The organism is Nonomuraea sp. JJY05 (genome assembly GCF_043496855.1).
Lineage (GTDB): Bacteria > Actinomycetota > Actinomycetes > Streptosporangiales > Streptosporangiaceae > Nonomuraea.
Genome location: NZ_JBIEIS010000064.1, coordinates 33,864 through 55,009, shown reverse-complemented (window position 1 = coordinate 55,009; position 21,146 = coordinate 33,864). Strand labels below are relative to the sequence as shown.

13 protein-coding genes are annotated in these 21,146 nt (G+C 68.6%); 7 read left to right on the top strand and 6 right to left on the bottom strand.

The features are described 5' to 3' along the window. Nucleotides 1–8 precede the first annotated feature (8 nt). Nucleotides 9–1,106 carry an ABC transporter permease gene (locus ACFKCF_RS55815; protein WP_394504877.1) on the bottom strand — a complete coding sequence of 366 codons (1,098 nt, stop codon included), beginning with the start codon at nt 1,104–1,106 and terminating at the stop codon, nt 9–11. Between the two features lie 137 nt (nt 1,107–1,243). Here ACFKCF_RS55815 and ACFKCF_RS55810 point away from each other — a divergent pair, with 137 nt between their 5' ends. After that, a complete protein-coding gene (locus tag ACFKCF_RS55810) occupies nt 1,244–1,969 on the top strand; it encodes a GntR family transcriptional regulator (protein WP_394504876.1) in 726 nt (241 codons plus the stop codon). 453 nt (nt 1,970–2,422) lie between these two features. Beyond that, a complete protein-coding gene (locus tag ACFKCF_RS55805; RefSeq protein ID WP_394504897.1) occupies nt 2,423–2,686 on the top strand; it encodes a cellulose binding domain-containing protein in 264 nt (87 codons plus the stop codon). 53 nt (nt 2,687–2,739) lie between these two features. Here the strand turns inward: ACFKCF_RS55805 and ACFKCF_RS55800 are convergent, their stop codons facing one another. Then, complete coding sequence (locus ACFKCF_RS55800) at nt 2,740–4,719, bottom strand: alpha-L-fucosidase (RefSeq protein WP_394504875.1); 1,980 nt, start codon at nt 4,717–4,719, stop codon at nt 2,740–2,742. Between the two features lie 509 nt (nt 4,720–5,228). Here ACFKCF_RS55800 and ACFKCF_RS55795 point away from each other — a divergent pair. From ACFKCF_RS55795 to ACFKCF_RS55785, 3 genes are all read left to right on the top strand, one after another. Further along, nucleotides 5,229–6,650, top strand: coding sequence for an endo-1,4-beta-xylanase (locus ACFKCF_RS55795; protein ID WP_394504873.1), 1,422 nt, complete (start codon nt 5,229–5,231; stop codon nt 6,648–6,650). Between the two features lie 383 nt (nt 6,651–7,033). Then, complete coding sequence (locus tag ACFKCF_RS55790) at nt 7,034–8,362, top strand: PHB depolymerase family esterase (RefSeq protein WP_394504871.1); 1,329 nt, start codon at nt 7,034–7,036, stop codon at nt 8,360–8,362. 150 nt (nt 8,363–8,512) lie between these two features. Beyond that, nucleotides 8,513–8,845: an acyl-CoA dehydrogenase family protein gene (locus ACFKCF_RS55785; RefSeq protein WP_394504895.1), complete on the top strand. Its 333-nt coding sequence runs from the start codon at nt 8,513–8,515 to the stop codon at nt 8,843–8,845. Nucleotides 8,846–9,109: 264 nt separating this feature from the next. On the opposite strand, the gene ACFKCF_RS55780 is transcribed toward ACFKCF_RS55785, so the two are convergent. Both ACFKCF_RS55780 and ACFKCF_RS55775 read right to left on the bottom strand, forming a co-directional pair. Further along, nucleotides 9,110–10,057: a ricin-type beta-trefoil lectin domain protein gene (locus tag ACFKCF_RS55780; RefSeq protein WP_394504869.1), complete on the bottom strand. Its 948-nt coding sequence runs from the start codon at nt 10,055–10,057 to the stop codon at nt 9,110–9,112. Nucleotides 10,058–10,357: 300 nt separating this feature from the next. Next, nucleotides 10,358–10,879, bottom strand: coding sequence for a hypothetical protein (locus tag ACFKCF_RS55775; protein ID WP_394504867.1), 522 nt, complete (start codon nt 10,877–10,879; stop codon nt 10,358–10,360). A gap of 83 nt (nt 10,880–10,962) precedes the next feature. Between ACFKCF_RS55775 and ACFKCF_RS55770 the strand changes: the two genes are divergently transcribed. Then, on the top strand, nt 10,963–13,968 hold the full coding sequence (locus ACFKCF_RS55770; RefSeq protein WP_394504865.1) for a tetratricopeptide repeat protein: 3,006 nt from the start codon (nt 10,963–10,965) through the stop codon (nt 13,966–13,968). Between the two features lie 417 nt (nt 13,969–14,385). Here the strand turns inward: ACFKCF_RS55770 and ACFKCF_RS55765 are convergent, their stop codons facing one another. Further along, nucleotides 14,386–16,641 carry a rhamnogalacturonan lyase gene (locus tag ACFKCF_RS55765; RefSeq protein WP_394504863.1) on the bottom strand — a complete coding sequence of 752 codons (2,256 nt, stop codon included), beginning with the start codon at nt 16,639–16,641 and terminating at the stop codon, nt 14,386–14,388. A gap of 123 nt (nt 16,642–16,764) precedes the next feature. Continuing rightward, entirely contained in the window at nt 16,765–18,231 is a 1,467-nt protein-coding gene (locus ACFKCF_RS55760; RefSeq protein ID WP_394504862.1) for a discoidin domain-containing protein, read from the bottom strand. A gap of 630 nt (nt 18,232–18,861) precedes the next feature. On the opposite strand from ACFKCF_RS55760, the gene ACFKCF_RS55755 reads away from it, so the two are divergent. Beyond that, nucleotides 18,862–21,102: a CBM35 domain-containing protein gene (locus ACFKCF_RS55755; RefSeq protein WP_394504859.1), complete on the top strand. Its 2,241-nt coding sequence runs from the start codon at nt 18,862–18,864 to the stop codon at nt 21,100–21,102. Nucleotides 21,103–21,146 lie beyond the last annotated feature (44 nt).

The window sequence follows — 21,146 nt, the reverse complement described above, 5'->3', positions numbered from 1 at the left end:
AACGTCGTTCATGGGGCACTCACCGCCTGCAGGCTGCGGAAACGACGCTCGAGGTAACCACGCATGACGTCCAACTCGACGGCGACCACGATCACCACGCCGGTGGCCATGTACTGCCAGTTCGGGTCGATGCCGAGCAGGTTCAGGCCGTTGCGCAGCACCGCGATGATGAAAGCTCCGGTTAGGGCGTTGAGTACCGTACCTCGCCCTCCGAGGAAGCTTGCACCGCCGATGATGACGGCCGCGATCGCGTCGAGTTCGGCCAGGGCGCCGGAGGTCGGCGACCCGGCATCACCTTTACCCATCGTGAGCAGCGCCGCCACGCCCGCAAGGAGGCCGCACACGACGTAGACCGAGATCAGCACCGAAGGCACCGGGATTCCGTTTCGGACGGCCGCCTCCGGATTGCCGCCGACGGCATATATCCAGCGGCCCCAGATCAGGCCGCGGGTGGCGAGAGTCAGCAGAAGGGCGACCACGATCACCACGACGGCCGCGGTCGGAAACCAGCCGACATCGCCGCCCCCCGGAATGGATGCGATCCGGCCTGCACCGATCTCGTTCACAATCGGTGGAGCGCCCTGGATGGTCTCGCTGTGGGACAAGTAGAGGGCGAGCCCACTCGCTGCCGCCAGCATTGCGAGCGTTGGGATGAACGGGTGCGGCAGCCGCCCCTTGACGTACAGCAGCCCGTTCATGAGCCCGATGGATGTTCCGGTGATCAGGGTTGCCACCACTGCGAGCGTGGCCGAGCCGTGGTCGCGCCAGACCAGGGCGCCGACGACGGCACTGAGGGAGAGGTTGGAGCCTACGGACAGGTCGATCCCCCGCGTCAGCACAACAAGGAGTTGACCCAGGGCCAGGACGCAGATGACGGCCGACTGCTTCAGCACATTCCCGATGTTCTCCAGGGACAGGAAGACATCGGACAGAACGCTGAGCACGGCCACCAGAAGGGCGAGGATCGCCACTGGCCCGATCCCCAGGACAGCCAGTGCCAGAGTGAGGCTGCGGTACCTCGAATGGGACGTTCGAACGGATGTGCCCGGCGCGGGAGAGTGCACCTCGTTGGCGGGGGCGAGCGCCTCGTGGCCGTGTTCAGTCACCTGAACTCTCCTTCTATGGCCCCGATGGGCACACCATAAGCACAGTGGTTCCTATAGTCAATTTTTGATTTCCTATAGGATCGACACGTAATGTATTCGTGACTATGCTTCGCTCAGCGATGACAGCCTGGAGATCCGTGGACCAAACCGACCTGGCGGACGCACTGAACGCCACGCAAGCTGCGCAGCGCGTGGGCACGCGGCAGCCACTCGCGGACGACGTTCACGAGGTGCTCGTCGACATGCTCATGAATCACGCCCTTGAGCCCGGATCCCGGCTCAGCATCGACAGCATGGCGCGCGCCTTGAAGGTGTCCCCGACGCCAGTCCGCGAGGCGCTGGCTCGCTTGGAGGCCCAGGGCCTGGTCGTCAAGGAACCCCGGCGCGGTTATCGGGTGGCGCCGCTGATCGGCCTGGACGACCTCCGGGCCCTGATCGACTTTCGGTTGCTGGTCGAGCCCGCCGCCGCTGCCGCCGCTGCCCGCAACGCCTCGACCGACGAGGCCGCGGCGCTCAAGGCGTTCGCGCGCAGTGGCGGCTCGGGTGGCCAGGACAGCACCACCAACCGGCTCGACATGATTTACGACGCGACCTTTCACGACACCATCGCCAAGCTGAGCGGCAATCCGTGGCTGCGTGACTCGCTGGTCCATCTGCGCAGCCACCTGCACATGTACCGGCTCTACCACCATGCCCAGCAGGCCGCGGCGACGAAGCCTGAGCACGTAGCCATCGCCAGGGCCATCGCGCTCAGGGATCCGGATGCCGCCGCGGAGGCGATGCGAGCGCACTTGACCACTGCGATGAAACGGATCGACGACGTCTTCGCCTCCGGCAAGCTGAAGCTTCCCCGTCAGGGGTAGTCGTGAGCGGCCTTACGCCTGCGTTCCCTGGAGGCGAGCGCCCGGGTCGTCGTGACCGGCCGCCGCAAGGACGCCCTGGAACGCGTCGCCGCTCGTCCACGCGGCCGACCTCACTGGGCAAAGAGCGGCCGAGCAACTGGTGGTCGCCACGATCGAAGCTTTCGGCAGGCTGGACGGCGTGATCGCCAACGCCGGGGTGATGCGGCCCCGGCGGCATCCTCGACTATGACCGGACGGGATGCGGCCAGAGAGTGCCGGGTCGCGAGCGTGGGCCGGCTGCGGATGTGCTGGGGCTGGTCATCGCGGTGGTGGTCGCGGCCGCCTCGATGCACGACAACGCTATCCGGAACGCGTTGCTGGACCGGATCGACGCCCGCGAGAAGGCGCTGACCAGTCAGGTCGAACAGCTCCGAACCCAGATCGAGGAGTTGACCGGCCGCCTACCGGAGCTCGATCAGGACTCCGATCACCTCCGGATCACTCGCAAGATCTGCGCCTCCTGGCCGCCGCGCCCTGCCCGGCGGCCAGGCCATCACCTCCGGCTGGAACGCCACCTACTCGCCCACCTCCGGTCAGGTGACGGCCAGGAACGTCTCCTACAACGCAGGCATCGCCCCAGGCGCATCGATCGGCATCGGCTTCCAAGCCACCCATACGGGAAACACCACCAAGCCGGCCTCATTCACCCTCAACGGCGCAGCGTGCACCATCGCCTGATCGGCAGCGCCCGTCGGCGCCGGCCCCGAGCAGGTCGAAGTGCGTCGGGCCGATCAGACGGCGGTGATGGTCCATTGGAGGTTGGTGCTGGAGCCGGGGCTCCACAGCTTCACGTTGGAGCCGACGGTGGTGCTGCCGCCGCTGTCCAGTGCGGTGCCGGTGCCTCGGTTGATGATCTGGTAGCGGCCGTTGCCGAGGTTGTTGAGTCGCCATTGCTGGTTGTTGCTGCCGTTCCAGGCGGCTTGCATGCAGTAGGCGCCGTTGGCGGTGTTGCCCCAGCTGTCGGCGACCATGCCGTTGGTGCGGTTGACGAGCCGGTGGTACCCGCTGCCCAGGTCCACCAGCTGCCACTGCAGGTTGGTGCTGCCGTCGTAGTTCCACTGCTTGAGCGCCGAGCCGGAGGCGACGTTGCCGCCGCTGTCCAGCGCGAGGTTGGTGGCGACGTTGGTGATCCGCACCCAGGTGGTCGGGAGGGGGCCCGAGCCCAGGGCGGGGATCTGGCCGTTGAAGGTCAGCTTGACCACGTACGCCGGGGCGCTGAACGGGGCGGTGGACGAGGGCATGGAGATGTGCAGGGCGGAGCCGTCCTGGGTGCGGTTGGGCAGGTTGATGTACGAGCCGGCCGTGGAGCCCAGGAGCTGCGCCGAGGCCAGGTTGCCGAGGTTGATCCGGTTCGAGTTCAGCGTCGTGATGTCCAGGGTGCCGCCCGGCCAGCCCAGCACGGTGGCGTACAGCACGGTGCCGTCCTTGCTGCGGGTGAAGCGGATGTCCCGGTTGGTTCCGGGGCGTGGCTCGACGAAGGAACCGCCGCCCATCTTGGTCGGGCCCTCGCCGTAGCTCGCCCAGGCCCGGGTGGCGTAGATGGATTCGCCGAAACGCCGCAGATAGTCCCCGATGCCCAGCAGGATCGACCGCTGCCCGGACGGGATGGTGCCGTCGGCCATGGGGGCGATGTTCAGCAGCATGTTGCCGTTCTTGCTGACCCGGTCGATCAGCGCGTGCAGCATGGCGTTGAGCGAGTAGTAGCCGATGCCCACGGTGTAGCACCAGCTGGAGCTGGAGATGCTGTCATCGGTCAGCCAGTAGGGATTCTGGATGTCCGCCGGCCCGCCGCGCTCGTAGTCGAAGACCTCGCCCCTGGTGTTGAACCCGTCCTTGTAGGTGGCGACCACATCCTTGTTCCAGGCGATGGCCTGGTTGTAGTAGTAGGCGAGGAAGTTCAGGCGCTGGGACTCGGGGATCTGGCTCAGGTTGAAGTCCTGCCAGATGATGTCGGGCTGGTAGCCGTCGATGACCTCCTTGAGCTTGTCGTACCAGAGCTGGTTCTCCATGGCTCTGTCGAGCTGGCCGTACAGCTTCCTGAGGCTGGTGGTGGACTGCGACGGCACCCACTGGTAGAAGCCGGTGAAGTTGAAGGCGTGGTGCAGGGACACCAGCAACTTCAGGCCCTTGGCCCGGACGGCGTCGGCGTGTAACCGCAGGAGGTCGAGCCTGGGGCCGGTGGCGACCGAGTTCCACTCGTTCACCCTGCTGTTCCACATCGAGTAGCCGTCGTGGTGCTCGGCCACTGGTCCCGCGAACTTGGCGCCGGCGTCGGCGAACAGCTGGGCCCACTCGTTGGGGTCGAAGTTGCCACCGGCGGACTTCAGCTTCGGTGCGAACTGCACCCAGTTGCCTGCCTTGTCCCGGGCGCCGTTGATGAAGTTGTGGTACGGCCACGCCGAGGGATCACCGTAGACGCTCTTGTGGTGATTGTTCTCGTTTGAGCCGTTGTTGTACATGTTGCGCGGGTACCACTCGTTGGCGAAGGCCGGGACGCTGAAGACGCCCCAGTGGAAGTAGATGCCGAACTTGGCGTCCTGGAACCACTCCGGAGCCGGCGGGTGCTGGTCCACCGATGACCAGCTCGGGGTGTAGCTGCTCGGAGCGCTGGCCGCTCGCGCGGGCCCCGCGCCCAGCAGGCCGCCGGCGGTGGCGAACGCGGCCGTGCTGAGCAGCCTGCGGCGGCTGAACGGATAGGACGACGAGGACATGGGCGGGAGCCTCTCGGGACGAGAAGGACGGCACGCGGTGGACCATGGGTGCGGCGAATGCTGCGTTATCGATAACACAAGCGTCTAAATGCTTCCCTGGAGCATGTCAAGGCTGGCTGCGGATGGAGCCGCGCGAAGGACGGCGGCCACCAAGGCTCTAATGGTGCGGAGTGCTGGGACATGACTCCCTTGGCCGGCCGTCGTACACGCGGAGGGCGTTGATGAAAGGTTCATCGGTGCTGTCGGCGGCGGGTCGCCGCGAACGCGCAGTGTCGAGGCGTGCTGCCCGCGCGGCGAGAGGGCGGCGGGTTCCGGGGGATCGGCGAAACTTTCGGGTGGAGCCTTGACATGTTTCGTGCCGATTTCCACACTGAGTCCCCGAGCGGGCTGCCGTCTGCCGAGGGTCGGTGGTGGACGGCAGGAACGCAGCCCGTGGCGCGGTCCAGGCGGCAGGCCGCGCGCAGATTTTCCGAATTCCCTTCTTCGCATCCCGTAGTGGAGGCTCAGACATGGGCGAACAACCCAGACTCGCGTCGGGCGTCCGGGCGTTGCTCGGCGCCGGCGCGCTCGGCGTACTCACCGCACTGGCGGTGACCACACCCGCAGCCGCCGCCGCGAGCACATTGGGCGCGGCGGCGGCGCAGAGCGGGCGCTATTTCGGCGCCGCGGTGGCGGCCGGTCATCTCGGCGAGTCGGCGTATGTGACGACCTGGGACCGGGAGTTCAACGGGGTCACCGCCGAGAACGAGATGAAGTGGGGCCCCATCGAACCCTCCCGTGGCTCGTTCAACTGGGGTCCGGCCGACCAGATCGTCAACCACGCCGTCAGCAAGGGCATGAAGATCCGCGGTCACACCCTGGTCTGGCACTCCCAACTGCCCGGATGGGTGAACGGCAACATGTCGGCCGCCGACCTGCGCTCGGCGATGACCAACCACATCAACCAGGTGATGGGCCACTACAAGGGCAAGATCTACGCCTGGGACGTGGTCAACGAGGCCTTCGCCGACGGCGGCGCGGTCGGGACGCTGCGCAGTTCGGTGTTCACCCAGAAGCTCGGCAACGGCTTCATCGAGGAGGCCTTCCGCGCCGCACGCGCCGCCGACCCCAACGTCAAGCTCTGTTACAACGACTACAACATCGACGACGCCAACGCCGGCAAGACCCGCGGCGTCTACAACATGGTCCGCGACTTCAAAGCCCGTGGCGTCCCCATCGACTGCGTGGGCCTGCAATCGCACTTCGGGAACCCGCCGTCCAACTACCAGCAGAACATCGCCCAGTTCGCCGCGCTCGGCGTGGACGTGCAGATCACCGAGCTGGACATCGGCGGCTCCGGCTCGGGCCAGGCCGACGCCTACCGCCGCGTCACCCAGGCCTGCATGGCCGTTTCCCGCTGCACCGGCATCACCGTCTGGGGCGTCACCGACAAATACTCGTGGCGCAGCGGCGACACACCCCTGCTCTTCGACGGCAACTACAACAAGAAACCCGCCTACGACGCCGTGCTGAACGCCCTCAACGGCGGCTCCACCCCGCCTCCCACGGGCGGCACGATCAGGAGCACGTCTTCCGGCAGGTGCCTGGACGTCGCCAACGTCTCCCAGGCCAACGGCGCCCAGGCCCAGATCTGGGACTGCAACGGCCAGAGCAACCAGCAGTGGACCTCCACCAGCTCGGGTGAGCTGCGGGTCTACGGCAACAAGTGCCTGGACGTCAACGGCGGAGGCACGGCGGACGGCACCAGCGTGGTCATCTGGGACTGCAACGGCCGGACGAACCAGCAATGGCGCTTCAACTCCGACGGCACCGTCACCGCGGTCGGAGCGAACAAGTGCCTGGATGTCGCCGGCGCGGCCACGGCCAACGGGACCAAGGTGCAGATCTACTCCTGCTGGGGAGGATCCAACCAGAAGTGGACCCGTAGCTGACCTTGACGGCGGGCATGTTGTCGATAACCCCCAAGGCCCGGCCGTCGTTGCCCGGGGGACCGGCCTCTTCGGCGGTGAGGCCCGAACGGCGGACCGCGAGATGAAAGTTGCATCGAGGTCGTACCCGCCGAACGGTAGGAGTATCCGCTGATGGGCGCCGATGGAAGCGGCCGTTGCCCGGAGGGTGCGTCATCCGGCTGAGACGCCGGGGGCTTGACGGAACATCGCCCGCCGTATTTGCTCCGCTGAACCACCACCGCCAATCCGAGAAGATCACGCCGAATCGGTTCGGCCGAGGATGTTATCGCTAACAATTGATGCCCGCTCCCCGACCGTGGCGGTTCGTCCCGCGCCATGGCCTCCGCACGAGGAAAGGACACAGCGTGACGCGAAGGCTCAGAGCCATGCTGGTGGCGGCCGTCCTGGCGCTGGTCGCCGCGAGCGCCCTCCTGGTGACCCGGCCCGTGCAGGCCGCGTCACTGACCCGGGTGACGAACTTCGGCACCAACCCGACCAACCTCAACATGTTCATCTATGTGCCCGACAACGTCGCCCCGCAGCCGGCGCTGCTGGTCATGGTCCACTACTGCACCGGATCGGCCAGCGGCGTGTTCAACAGCGTCGGACGCGACTTCGTCACCGCGGCCGACCGCTACGGGTACGTCATCGTGCTCCCCGAGGCCACCCGCGACGGACGCTGCTTCGACGTTTCCACCCCGGCGGCACTCAAGCGCAACGGCGGCGGCGACTCCACCGGCATCATGTCGATGGTCGCCTACGCGCGCCAGCGCTACAACGTCGACCCCGCTCGCATCATGGTCAGCGGCTTCTCCTCCGGCGCGATGATGACCAACGTCCTGGCCGCCCAATACCCCGACGTGTTCGCTGCTGCCGCGGCCTTCTCCGGCGTACCGGCCGGATGCTTCGCCACCACCAACGGATCGTTGTGGAACAGCCAGTGCTCCGGCGGAAACCTGATCAAGACCGCCCAGCAATGGGGCGACCAGGCCCGGGCGATGTATCCGGGATACACGGGCCGTTACCCGCGCATGCAGCTGTGGCACGGCACCACTGACACCACGCTGGCCTACGCCAACTTCGGCGAAGAGATCAAACAGTGGACCAACCTGCACGGGCTGACCCAGACGCCTTCGTCCACCGACACCCCGCGATCGGGTGTGACCCGGACCCGGTACGGCGGCACTGGAGCCCAGCCCGCCGTCGAGGCGTACAGCTTCGCCGGCTACGGTCACTCGCTGCCGCTGGACGGCATGTTCCCCTTCGCCATCTCCTTCCTCGGTCTCGACGGGGGCACCACGACGCCACCTTCAGGTGCGATCAAGAGCGCGTCGTCCGGCAGGTGCCTGGACGTGACCGGTGTGTCGCAAGCCAACGGGGCACAGGCGCAGATCTGGGACTGCAACGGTCAGGCCAACCAGAAGTGGACCGTGACCAGCTCAGGTGAGGTGCGGGTGTACGGATCCAAGTGCCTGGACGTCAACGGCCGGGGCACGGCGGATGGCACAGCTGTGATCATCTGGGACTGCAACGGGCAGAGCAACCAGCAATGGCGGTTCAACACCGACGGCAGCGTCACCGCCGTCGGCGCGGGCAAGTGCCTCGACGTGCCCGCCAGTTCCACCGCCAACGGCACCAAAGCCCGGATCTGGTCCTGTAGCGGCGCCACCGGCCAGCGCTGGACCCGCACCTGACCCCCTATGTCCGTCGCCGTCCCGCTGTCGCGCCAACCGAGGTGCGCGCGGCGGGGCGGGATCCGCGAAGCTGACGATGCATGAGCGAACCGGTGCGTAGCGGATGAGCGGCGGGGGCAGTGCCCGCGGCTAGGTCTCGGAGCGAAGGGGCTGTCCGCCTCCGACCCGGCCTCCGTACGTACTCGCGCACGGAGGGTGGATGAGGGCTGGGAGACCACCGGGACGAAGATGTGGACGACCGGGGCGCGCTACGCCCATGCGATCGTCGTCCTGGCCCGCACGGACGGCTCACCGGCCGACCGGCACGCGGGACTGTCGCAGTTCATCGTGGACCTGCCGGCACCGGGCGTGGAGATCCGCCCGATCCACACCATCGACGGTGAGTACCACTTCACCGAGGCGGGATGCTGGTGCGCCGCCACTTCGAGGCGATGGTCTCCTGCTACTTGGCCGAGGAACTGCGCACCGGGGATGTGGTGGTGATCGGGGTCGAAGGCGGACGCCGACTGGAGCCGGCGACTGCTGAGCTGGGAGACAGCGGAGGCCGATCTGCCGCAGTACCTGGTCGACGTGGGCTGCGCGAGCCGGCGATGCGCGGTCGTTCGACGCCCCCGCCTTTCACCGCCGAGCTGCCGAGCTGCCGAGCTGCCGAGCAACGAGGTGCCGTCAAGAATGCGCACGTCAGCGCCATGGACCTGGTTTTGACACCCTTCAGGGTCCTGGACTTCGTTCTGGAAGGCGACGACGTCAACACCGCTCTGGGTCGCGCGGCCACGCCTGTCGCCGTTCGCGCACGACGGAGCGCGCCCTCGCCGGGACGATGCGAGCCGCGTGAGTGGCTTCGTCGGTGAGGGCGCGCTGCGGTCGAGTGCTGGTGATATGCGGAGGAGGAGGTCGGCCGGCTACCAGTTGATGCGCTGGCTTGGCCCCCCCGGTGCAGGGGACTGATATGACGGGTGTTCCGTTGGCGTAGCTGCTCACGTCCACACACGCTCCGCTTGAGCTGACAGTTTCGCGGCTGAACCAGCGAAATTCGGACGCGAAGTTGCACGAGATGAGGAAAAGGTGGCCGTCGTCTCCGAGACACTTTCCACTGGCGACATTGCGGATGGAGCCGTCGAGGTTCCACCGGAACCGCTGACTCGGCTGGCCGGCGCAATCCCACAGGATGACCGGTGTGTAGTCCGCATAGGAGGATACGTCCCAGCACTTGTCTCCGGCGACATGGCGGAAGTTCCAACTGAACTGCTGGCTGGGCTGCCCCAGGCAGTCCGCGAGAATCAGTTGCGTTCCTGCGGCGTAGCTGCGCACATCCAGACAGCGGGCACCGGTGATGCTGCGGAGCACGCCGTCCCACCACTCCCAGCGTTGGCTGGCCCGGCCGTGGCAATCCCACAGGACGGCTGGCGTGCCTGCGGCGTAGCTAGTGACGTCGAGGCACCGGTTGCCGGCGATCGACCTGATCGTGCCGTCGGTCGCGCGACGGAATTGCTGGCTGTCGCGGCCGTGACAGTCCCACAGGATGACGGGCGTCCCGTTGGCGTAGGAGCTCACATCCAGGCATCGACCGCCGTACACGCTGTAGATCGCTTTGGGCGAGATCACCGCCGCCTGAGCAGGAGAGATGGGCCCGGTCACCGAGAGAAGAGCAGCAACAGCCACGACAACTCGCAGAAGAATGCTTTTCCACCTCATCGGCTCCCCCTTTCGTGGTAGACGTAAGTGTTGTCGGAATACAGGTGGTAGACCCATTTGCAGGCCCTCGGCCTTCCGAGTGGCTCGCCGATGGGGATCAGATCGCCGGCTTTCTGTTTCACGACCTGGCGAAGGCGATTCAGCCCGAGCCCAAGCCGGTGCACGTGTGGTCGCTGCTCAGGAACGGCGGCTGACCACCGACCTGCCGGCCGAAGGGGGGCCGATCAGCGGCCCCACGACGACGCGGGCAGTCCCGAGACAGCCGGACCTGTGCCATGCGAGCCTCCGTCGCCGCATGGGTCAGGGCCGGCGGAAGACGAGGACGGTGATGGTCTCCTGGCCGCCGTTGTCGTCCCGCTTGGGGTCGTTGACCTGGAACCGGAGGCGACCGCTCGCCGAGCCCCGTAGATGTAGCAGGGACTGCAGAAGGCGGCCACGAGCGCGCTCAGGATGAGCAGCCGCATCATGCCTCACCCGCCGACACATCAGGTTGGTCTGCGGCGCCATGCGCTGACCGCCGCCTTCCAGCTTGAAGTCGAGCCGGTGCCACCGGTAGCCGCGGTTGGGCGCGTAGAGCCGCCGGCGCAGCGAGACCGGCGCCCGCCCCGCCTCGACCGAGAGCGTGAACCGGAACGGCACGCGCCGCCCGGTGCTGTCCATCGGGTAGCCGTTGACCCAGCGGCCGGTGAAAGAGGTGCGGCCGGTGCTGGGCCAGAGCGGGCTGATCGGGCTCGGGCCGGCCGTCGCCTCCGCCCGAGCCGGTACGGCAGGCGGCAGCACATCCGCTGCGACGGCCGCCGCCACCGTCTTCGTCGTTTTCATGCTCCCCCTTACGAAGTGAGGTGATACGACGATGAGTGAGAGGCGGGCGAAAAACCTTGAAGAATCCTTGAATGGGAGAACGCGTGGAATTCAGGCTGCTCGGCTGGATCGGGCTGGAGGACGGTGGCCGCGAGGTCGACACCGGGCACAGCCGGCAGCGCTGCGTTCTTGCCGCGCTGCTGGTCGACGCCCGTGAGCCGGTGATGACCGCCGAACTGGTCTCCCGCGTGTGGGGCAGCGACCCGCCCGACTCGGCGCTCAACGTGCTCTACGGCTACGTCACCCGGCTGCGCAAGGTCCTCGCCCCCTCCGGGATCCGGCTCCTGCGCCGCGGCGGCGGCTACCTCATCGACGTCGAACCCGACCTCGTCGACGCGCTGCGCTTCAAGCGCCTGCAGGCCACGGACCCCGCCGCGGCGCTGGAGGCCTGGCGGGGCAAACCGCTACCCGGCATCGAGGGCGAGTGGGCGCGACAGGTCCGTGCCGGCCTGATCGCGCTCCACCTGTCGGCGCAGCTCCGGCTCGCCGAGGAGGAGACCGCGCAGGGCCGTCACACCGCCGCCGTGGACAGGCTGAGCGGTGTGCTCACCGAGCATCCGCTGGAGGAGCGAGTCGTGGCGGTGCTGATGACCGCGCTGTTCCGGGCCGGGAACACGCCGCAGGCCCTGGACTGCTACCTGGCCTTCCGCCGGCGCCTGTCCGACGAGCTCGGCATCGGGCCGGGACCGCGGTTGCGCCTGCTCCACCAGCGCATACTCGAAGGTGACAGCGCGCTGGACCGGCAGCAGGCCGCGCCCGTTCCGGCCGGCCTGCCGTACGACGTGCCGGGATTCGTCGGGCGCGCCACGGAGCTGGCGGCGATGAACCGGGTGCTGGGCAGCCGGACGCCGCTGGTGATCTCCGCGATCGAGGGCATGGCGGGCGTCGGCAAGTCGGCGCTCGCCGTGCGTTGGGCGCACCGGGTGCGCGAGCGCTTTCCCGACGGCAGCCTCTACGCCGATCTCGGCGGCCACGCACCGACCGGTCCTGCGGACCCGGCCCGCGTGCTCGGCGACTTCCTCGCCGCACTCGGCACCGCGCCGGCCCGCATTCCCGGCGGGCTCGACGCCCGCTCGGCGCTCTTCCGCGCCCTGCTCGACCAGCGCAGGATGCTCATCATCCTCGACAACGCCCGCTCCGAGCAGCAGGTCAGGCCGCTGCTCCCGACGGTGGACAGCTGCGCCACGGTGATCACCAGCCGCGTGCCGCTCCATGGCCTGGTCGTCCGCGAGCGTGCACAACGCATCGTCATCGGCACGCTCACCCCGGCCGAAGCCGAGTCACTGCTGCGAACCTTCGTCCCGTACGGCGACGCGGCATCGTTACGAGAGCTGGCGCGGCTGTGCGCCCACCTGCCGGTGGCGCTGTGCGTCGCGGGTGAGAGGGCAGCGCGTGGCGACCGCCCGCTGCCTGACCTGGTGGCCGAGCTCCGATCGGCGAGCAACAGGCTGGACCTGCTCGAGGTGGCGGGCGATCCGCTCAGCAGCGTGCGGGCCGTTTTCTCCTGGTCCTACCGCACGCTGCCGGAGCCGGTGGCCTCGATGTTCCGCCGGCTGGGCGCGCACCCGGGTCCCGACATCGAGCCGGGCGCCGCGGCGGTGCTGGCAGGCTGCTCGACCGGCGAGGCCGCCGACCTGCTCGGAGCGCTCGCCGAGGCGCGGCTGATCGAGCCATACCAGCCCGGCCGCTGGCGCATGCACGATCTGCTGCGCGCCTACTCCGTCGAGTGCGGCGGCGAGCAGGACGAGGCCGTGGCGCGGCTGCTCGACCATTACCTCGGCCGCCTGTCCTCCGCCATCAGTCTCGCCCTGCCGGGAGAGGTCGTCATCCGGCCCGACGCCGAACCGTTCCCCGACCCGGCGCAGGCGCAGGCATGGATGGAGGCCGAGCGCTCCAACTTGGTGGCAGCCGCCGACATGGCGCTGACCTGGTCACCCGCGCTCGGCAGGGATCTCGGCCGGATGCTGGTGCGGCACCTCGACATGGCCGGGCAGCACGAGGAGGCCAGGCGTCTCTACCGCAGTGCGGCACGTGCCGCGCACGCCACGGGCGACCTGATGGGAGAGGCGTCGGCGCTCACCGCGCTCGGCGTGGCGCTGATCCGCAACGGCGAACTGGACGAGGCGCACGAGAGCTTCCGCCATGCCGTGGAGCTCTGGGAGACCCTGGACGATCCGCGCAGCCAAGGCCGCGCGCTGGGCAACATCGCGATGGTCCAGGTGTTGCGGGGGCAGTACGCCGCCGCGCTGGCGGATCTGGAGCGCGTGGCCGTCCTGTTCGAGCGCAGCGGCCACCTGTCCGGGCAGGCCAACGTGCTCAACCACATCGGCGAGATCTACTGGCGTACCGGCGCCTACCGACTCGCCGTCCCCATGCACGAGAGGGCGATGGAGATCGCCGCCGAGATCGGAGACCGGGCGGGCGTGGCCGTCTCGCACGGCGACATCGGCAACGCCCTGTTCAGGCTCGGCGAGTACGGTGAGGCCCTGGAGCACCTGGAAGCCTCCCGGGACATGGCCAGGTCGATGTCCTACGTCTACTCCGAGCTGAACTCCATGGTCAACATCGGCCGGGTACATGCCGCGACCGACGACCTCCAGGCGGCCCACGACCTCTACCAGGAGGTGCTCGCCGCGCTACGCGAGACGGTGGACCGTGACATGGAGGCGGAGACGCTCGACTGCCTCGGCGAGATCTACCTGGCCTGGGGGGAACACGAGCGGGCACTCGACCACCATCGACGCGCCCTGGAGCTGTTCCGCGCCTCCGGCAGCCGCACGTTCGAGGCCAGCGCGCTCAACGGGCTCGGCGAGGTGGAGCGCGCGCTCGGGCATCCGAAGGAGGCAGGTGCCCGGCATCAGGAGGCGCTGGAGCTCACACAGGTCATGGGCGACCGGTTCCAGCAGGCCCGGGCGCTGGTCGGCCTGGCCAGGCTCCGCGCCGATCAGGGGCTGCCGGCGGAGGAGTGGGGGGAGGCCCTGCGGCTCATGGACGACATGGAGGTCCCCGAGGCGGCCCGGCTACGAGGGGAGCTGAACGCCCCGCTCTGAGGGACGGCAGCCCGGGTGAGCCGATGGGACAGAACGTCGAAGAGCTCGATCGCGCAACCCGCGCGCCCCGGGTGCGGCTCAGCTCTCTCGCGCCGCCGGTACACACTTCTACCCGTACTCAACCAAAAGCGGATCCTCACCCACGGCGATGGCATCTCCGGGGCGCACGCGCCGTGACGTCCCGTCGAGTCGGTCTGCCTCTCCCTCCTCGGGAGACGTGATCCGCGCCGTACCCGTGCTCGTCCAGATGATGGCGGCCGGATGCGAAGAACGGACCCCGTCGAATCGCAGGTCAGGCAATTGTGGCTGTTCGAGCCGCCGGCGGGAAACCCGAGCTCGGTAGATCCGAGCTCGGGTTTCCCGTTCGACGCCGATGCCCGCTCCGGGGCCGGTGGCAAGGGCGGAGAACCGTCCAGGTCAGCGGATCTTGGGGATCGGGACGTCGGACCAGTCGAGGTCGGAGGCGAGGTAGAAGCTGGGGTAGGCGGGCTGGTTGTAGCCCGTCTGCTGCCTGGCCACCTCGACGCGGTACTGCGGATCGTGCATCAGGGTGTAGAGCTTGCGGTCGGTCACCTCGGTGCTGAGGTAGATGCGGGCCGCGCCGCTGTCGGCCGTGCGGACGACCAGCTCCTCGCGCCAGTCGCCGAAGATGTCGGCGACCAGGCCGGGGTTGCCCTTGGTCCAGTTGTTGGTGAGTGTGCCGGTGGCGGTCAGGAGCCTGCCGCGCTTCCAGTCGTCGATCGTGGGGGTCTGGAGCTCGGTGGTGGCCGTGCCGTTGATGAGCTGGGTGGTCATGTCGGCCGCCCAGCGGATGCTCTGGTTCGTGCCGGGTGTGACGCGGCCCAGATGGTCGCCGCGGACCGACCAGAGGCCCGAGACGATCTCCTGGTTGGGAGGCATCGAGGACCATGCCTCCAGACCGCGGATCGCGGGGTCGATGTCGCCGACCATCCCGCGCCCGGTGTCCCGGCCGCTGTAGCCGCCGAAGAGCACCTTGCCGGTGGCGGCGTCCCGCATGGCCCAGCCGTACGGCGCCCAGGCCCCGCCCTCGTGCACGGTCCAGATCTCCAGGCCGGGCCGGTCGGGGTCGAGGTCGCCGACGTGCATGGCGTCGCCGTGGCCGAGCCGGACGTTCTGTCCCGGGACGCTGCTCTCCGGCGGGGCCACGTCGAAGGAGGAGTACAGCAGGCTGCCGTCGTCGTCGATGGTGGCCCCGCCGTACACGATCTCCTGCTTGCCGTCGCCGTCCACGTCGGCGACGCTCATCGAGTGGAAGCCCTGGGTGGTGAGGGTGGCGTAGGCGGGGTTGCCGCCGTCGAGGCCGTGCGGGCCGGCGTTGAAGGGGTTGGCCATCGGGGCGTGGCCGCTGTCGACGAACCAGACCTGCTTCAGCTTGTGGCCGTTCCAGGTGTAGGCGGCCAGGGTGGTGCGGGTGTAGTAGCCGCGGGCGAAGACCGCCGACGGGTGTTTGCCGTCCAGGTAGGCCACCGAGGACAGGAACCGGTCGACCCGGTTGCCCGGCTCGATGCGGGCCATCGCGTAGTCGCCCCACAGGAGCCCGTCGTCGCCGCGTCCCGGCTTGTAGGGGATCGTCTGGAGCTCCCTGCCGGTGGCGCCGTCGAACACCGACAGGTACTCGGGGCCGGTGAGGACGAACCCGGCGAACTCCCGGAGGCGGTTGTTGCCGCTGCGGGCGGGCGCGTAGACGTCGATGAAGTGGGTGGCGAGCTCGACCGCGGACTCGCGGGAGAGCGGATAGCTGTGCGTGGGCGCGATGCCGAAGGCCTGCTCCAGCGTGGCGGGCCAGCGCCCGGCGACCACCTCAGGGTGCTCGTGCCACTTCATGAACATCCCGACGACGTGCTCGAAGTAGCCGGCGGCGCTCAGCCGGTAGTCGTCGGTGTGCGAGTAGCCCGCCTTGACGTCCCGCTCCGGCATGGTGATGTAGCGCTCGCTGATCACGTTCCCGGCGGGGTCGTAGCGGATCTGCCTGGTGCCCGGCGCCGTCTTGAGCATCAGTTCCGAGCGGCCGTCGCCGTCGAAGTCGTAGACGAGGAACTGCGTGTAGTGGGCGCCCGACCTGATGTTGACGCCCAGGTCAAGCCGCCACAGCAGCCTGCCGTCGAGCGTGTAGGTGTCCAGGTAGGTCGGACCGGTGTAGCCGCGCTGGGAGACGTCCTTGGCGTTGGAGGGCTCCCACTTGACGACGAGCTCGTACCGGCCGTCGCCGTCCACGTCGCCGACGCTCATGTCGTTGGCGGCGTAGGTGTAGGCCTCGCCGACCGGTGTGACGCCGTCGGCGGGTTTGCGGAGCGGTACGTCATAAAACGTTTCACCCCAGGGCCGGACCGCAGCGCTCGGACGGCCTTCCCTGCCGCGTGCTATCGGCGCCACGCTGTAGCGGGAAGTGGCGGTTCCTGTGGAATCCAGGTAGTTCGTGCTGTCGGTGACCGTGGCGATCGGGCGGCCGTCGCGATAGACGCGGAAGTCCGGGCCGGCCATGCCGCGGCTGCCGTTTCCGGTCACCTCGGTGCCGAGAAGACGCCAGCTCAGGAAGACACCGTTGGGGGCGCCGGCGGCGACCAGGCCGCGGTCGAGACGCTCCATCCTGATGCGGACGTCAGCGACGGCGGGAGTGGCCGGGAGGGCGCACGCGAGGGTGGCCAGGATCATGAGGGCTAACCGTATGTGGCGAATGGCGATGCTCCTCGGGGGGCGCCGTTGGGGTTGAAACGATCTAATCGATCGAAGGTTATGAACGTTGACATTTCCCCGTCAAGCCTTGTGAGGGCGTACTTATCTCAGATAGGACACTGGCGAGAGGTTCAGGTCACGCATGCTCTGCAGGACGAGCTTGGCCATCTCGTTCGCCCCATAAGCGGAGAAGTGCGTGTTGTCGGTCACGCCGTCCGTTGCCGCCGTCAGGTAGATCCTGGCTGAGGCGCTCGGGCCGAGGCCCTCCACCAGCGCCTTGCTCCTGGCGGTCAGATCGATCAGCGGCGCGTTCTGCGCCGTCGCCACCTGCCTCATCGTCGCCGGCAGGTCCACGCCCACGCCGTTGACGTGCAACGCCGTCGAGGTCAGCTTGCCGTTGGAGTCGAACAGCCGTCGCACCGGCGGCGTCACGAGCACCGGCACGCCGCCTCGCGACCGGACCTGGGTCACCAGACTCGTCAGGTTCGAGCTGAACGCCGATGCCGTCGTCGACTTGTCGTTGTGCCCGAACTGGATCAGGACCGTGTCGCCGCTCTTGATCAGCGGCTTCATCGTCGGGAACAGCGCCGAGTTGGACAGGAAGCTGCCCGAGCTCTCACCGGAGTCGCCGTAGTCGGCCACCGACAGGCCCAGCTTGAAGTACTGCGGGAGCTGCTGTCCCCATCCGGTGTACGGCGCGGCCGGCTGGTCGCAGACGGTCGAGTCGCCCGCCAGGTACAGCACCGGCCCGCTCGCCGGAGCCAGCCCGATCCCGTCCAGCTTCGGTGCCGTCCCGGAGAGCACCAGGTCAAGCCCAGGCGTTCCGGTGCCGCCCTGCCCGGTCGGCTGTCCCTCCGGCTGGCGCACGTTCAACGTGAACGAATACCTCGCAAACGACCCCGCCGCCGTGGACACGGCCGGCAGCACCGTACGGCGGGCCTCCGCCTGCACCCCGGTCACCCCCGCGGCGCTCGCGTCACCCAGGACCACCGTCACGTCGTAGTTGCCCGGCGGGACGTCGAAGTGGCAGGTGATCGGTGAGGTGCCGGTGCACTTGGAACGCAGCGCCGGGTCGGGAGCCGGCCCCGGCGGGGTGCCGGTGCCGGTGCCGAAGACCTTGACGTCGGCGATGCTCGCCCACGTGGAGGCCGCGAGCCCGGTCACCGTGATCCGCACGTAGCGCGCGGTCGCGGCGAACGTGTCGCTCCGCACCTGCGCGGTGGCCGTGCTCGCCGTCCGGTCGGCCACGCGCGTCCAGGTGGAGCCGTCGCCGGACACCGACACGTGGTACTGGTAGCTGCGGGCGAACTCCCAGCGCACCTCGGTGCCGCTCAGTGCCGCCGCGCTTCCGAGGTCGACCTGCCACCAGTGGCCGGTGCCGCCGTCGGCGGCGCACCAGCGGGTGGCGGTGTCGCCGTCGTTGGCCAGGGGCGCAGGACGTCCCGACTGGCTGGAGTCCGCGCTCGCCGCCTTGCCCAGCGCCAGATCCGTCGCCGCCCCTGCCGGTGCCGCGAGCGGCATCGCCAGCAGGCCCGTCAGGAGGGCGACGAGCGCGAGGAGGGCGAGCATCGCGCGGCCTGGCGCCGAGCATTCCGGAGACCTGGTCGTACGGGGACCTGAATGACGTGAACCCATGGTGGTCCTGCACTTTCTCGCGATGGTGAGGGGGTGGTCCACCGCCCGCTGCGGGCGAGGCAGCGGCCAGGCGGGGATCTCCGGCCACTTCTACGCCGTACGAGCCTCTGTGAACGTGCACAGTAACGCGTCCTCGCCATTCCAGACAGACTCCAACATGAATCCCACAAAAGAGCGCAGACAACAACCAAGTAACGACCATTGACGCCACAAACGCCATCTCGCACACTCTGTGAACGCTCCCAGAGCCAGCCGTGCCTGATCCTCTCGCGCCGATCCATCCAGAAGGAAAAACATGGCTAGACCAGGGCATTACCGGCCGTTGACGACGCGGACTGAGACCCTGCGTGCCATCCGGATCGGGGGTCGGACCGGCCGGCCGCGCACCGTCCACGAGGTGAAAGTTTCACGCGCCAAGTCCCCGCGGATTCGCGAGAGCCCGGTGACCCACCGCGGCGTCGATCACGCCAGATCGCGTTCAGCCCATCGGCGCAGCACTTCGCCGACCTCGCCAGACATCCGCAAATCTCCGGAGTCAACCGACCTACCCGTTGGAGTTGAATCATGCTCTTACGCAGACAGCGCGCCGCGCTGCTGTCCGCTGCCGTCGCGGTGACGGTGGCCGCCACCGGTGTCGTCACGGCCCCCTGGGCTTCCGCGGCGACCCGCTATGAGGCGGAAAGCGCACCGGCCACCTGTGACGGTGCCATCGAGTCCAACCATGCCGGCTACTCCGGCAGCGGATTCTGCAACGCCAACAACGCGGTCGGCGCGGCGGCGCAGTTCACCGTGACCGCGCCCCAGGCCGGCACTGCGACCATCGCCATCCGGTACGCCAACGGCGCGACCACCAACCGTCCAGCGGACGTGCTGGTCAACGGTGCCGTCGCCCAATCGGGCAGTGCGTTCGATCCCACCGGGGCCTGGACGACGTGGGCCACGAAGACGCTGACCGTGTCGGTGAACGCCGGCGACAACACCATCCGGTTGAATCCGGCCACCGCCGACGGGCTGGCCAACATCGACTACCTGGAGACCGACCAGGGCGGCCCGGACCCGGACCCGACCGGCCGGCAGATGGAGGACCTCAACCGCGGCCTGGTCAGCGTGCGCTCGGGCAGCGGCAACCTCGTGTCCTGGCGGCTGCTGGGCACCGAGAGCGCGAGCACCGGGTTCAACCTCTATCGGGGCGCCACCAAGGTGAACGCTTCGCCGATCACCACCTCCACCAACTACCTCGACGCCGGAGCGGCGGCAGACGCCTCCTACACCGTCCGCGCGATCGTGAACGCGGTGGAGCAGGGCGCGTCCGAGCCATCGCTGCGCTTCGCCGGCGGCAACTACCTGGACGTGCCGATCTCCCGCCCGGGAAGCACCTACACCGCCGGGGACGCGAGCGTCGGCGACGCCGACGGCGACGGCCAGTACGAGATCTTCCTCAAATGGGACCCCAGTGACCAGAAGGACAACTCCCAGTCCGGGGTCACCAGCAACGTCTACATCGACGCCTACCGGCTCAACGGCCAGCGGCTGTGGCGCGTCGACCTGGGCCGCAACATCCGGGCCGGCGCGCACTACACGCAGTTCCAGGTCTACGACTACGACGGCGACGGCCGGGCCGAGCTGGCGGTCAAGACCGGCGACGGCACCGTGTCCGGCACCGGCCAGGTGATCGGCAACGCGAGCGCCAACCACCGCAACTCCGACGGCTACATCATCACCGGGCCCGAGTACCTGACCATGTTCAACGGGCTCACCGGCGCCGCCATGTCCACGGTGAACTTCGAGCCGGCCCGCGGCAACATCGGCGACTGGGGCGACAACTACGGCAACCGCGGCGACCGCTTCCTGGCCGGCACGGCCTACCTGGACGGCCGGCGACCCAGCCTCGTCATGGGCCGCGGCTACTACGCCAAGAGCACGATCGCCGCCTGGGACTTCCGCAACGGCCAGCTGACCCTGCGCTGGAAGTTCGACTCCGGCAGCGCGGGCAGCCAGTGGACCGGCCGCGGCACGCACTCGCTGTCCATCGCCGACGTCGACGGCAACGGCACCGACGAGATCGTCTACGGCGGCATGACCATCAACGCCAACGGCACCGGCCGCTACACCACCACCTTCTACGCCCACGGCGACGCCCTGCACGTGAGCGACTTCGTGCCCAGCCGCCCCGGCAAGGAGATCTGGCAGATCCACGAGCAGAGCTCCGGCGCCGCCGCCACGCTGCGCGACGCGGGCAACGGATCGATCATCATGCAGAAGAACAACACCTGCGGCTGCGAAGGCCCGGCCCGCGGTGTGGCCGGGGACGTCTACGCCGGCAACCCCGGCGCCGAGTTCTGGGGCACCGGCACCGGCCTGACCAACCTGTTCAACGCCTCCGGCGGCAGCGTCGGGCGCACTCCCAGCAGCTACAACTTCCTCGCCTGGTGGGACGCCGACCCCGTCCGCGAACTGCTGGACGGCAACCACGTCGACAAGTACGGCACCGGCGGCGACACCCGCCTGCTCACCGCCTCCGGCGCGCACTCCGTCAACGGCACCAAGTCCACACCATCCTTGTCCGGCGACCTGTTCGGCGACTGGCGCGAGGAGATCATCCTGCCCCGCGACGACAATGCCGCGCTGCGCATCTACGCCACCCCGACCCCGACCGACCGGCGGATCTACACACTGCTGCACGACGCCCAGTACCGGGTCGCCCTCGCCTGGCAGAACACCGCCTACAACCAGCCGCCCCACCCCAGCTTCTTCCTCGGCGACGGCATGAGCACCCCGCCGCAGCCCGACATCTACGTCCGCTGACCGCCCAGCGCTCTGGCGGACCGGTACGAGTCGTGCCGGTCCGC

What these genes read in the sequence shown, in the direction of transcription:
- ACFKCF_RS55800 (WP_394504875.1), bottom strand. Translation starts at nt 4,719, where the DNA reads ATGTCCTCGTCGTCCTATCCGTTCAGCCGCCGCAGGCTGCTCAGCACG.
- ACFKCF_RS55795 (WP_394504873.1), top strand. Translation starts at nt 5,229, where the DNA reads ATGGGCGAACAACCCAGACTCGCGTCGGGCGTCCGGGCGTTGCTCGGC.
- ACFKCF_RS55780 (WP_394504869.1), bottom strand. Translation starts at nt 10,057, where the DNA reads ATGAGGTGGAAAAGCATTCTTCTGCGAGTTGTCGTGGCTGTTGCTGCT.
- ACFKCF_RS55775 (WP_394504867.1), bottom strand. Translation starts at nt 10,879, where the DNA reads ATGAAAACGACGAAGACGGTGGCGGCGGCCGTCGCAGCGGATGTGCTG.
- ACFKCF_RS55765 (WP_394504863.1), bottom strand. Translation starts at nt 16,641, where the DNA reads ATGATCCTGGCCACCCTCGCGTGCGCCCTCCCGGCCACTCCCGCCGTC.
- ACFKCF_RS55760 (WP_394504862.1), bottom strand. Translation starts at nt 18,231, where the DNA reads ATGCTCGCCCTCCTCGCGCTCGTCGCCCTCCTGACGGGCCTGCTGGCG.
- ACFKCF_RS55755 (WP_394504859.1), top strand. Translation starts at nt 18,862, where the DNA reads ATGCTCTTACGCAGACAGCGCGCCGCGCTGCTGTCCGCTGCCGTCGCG.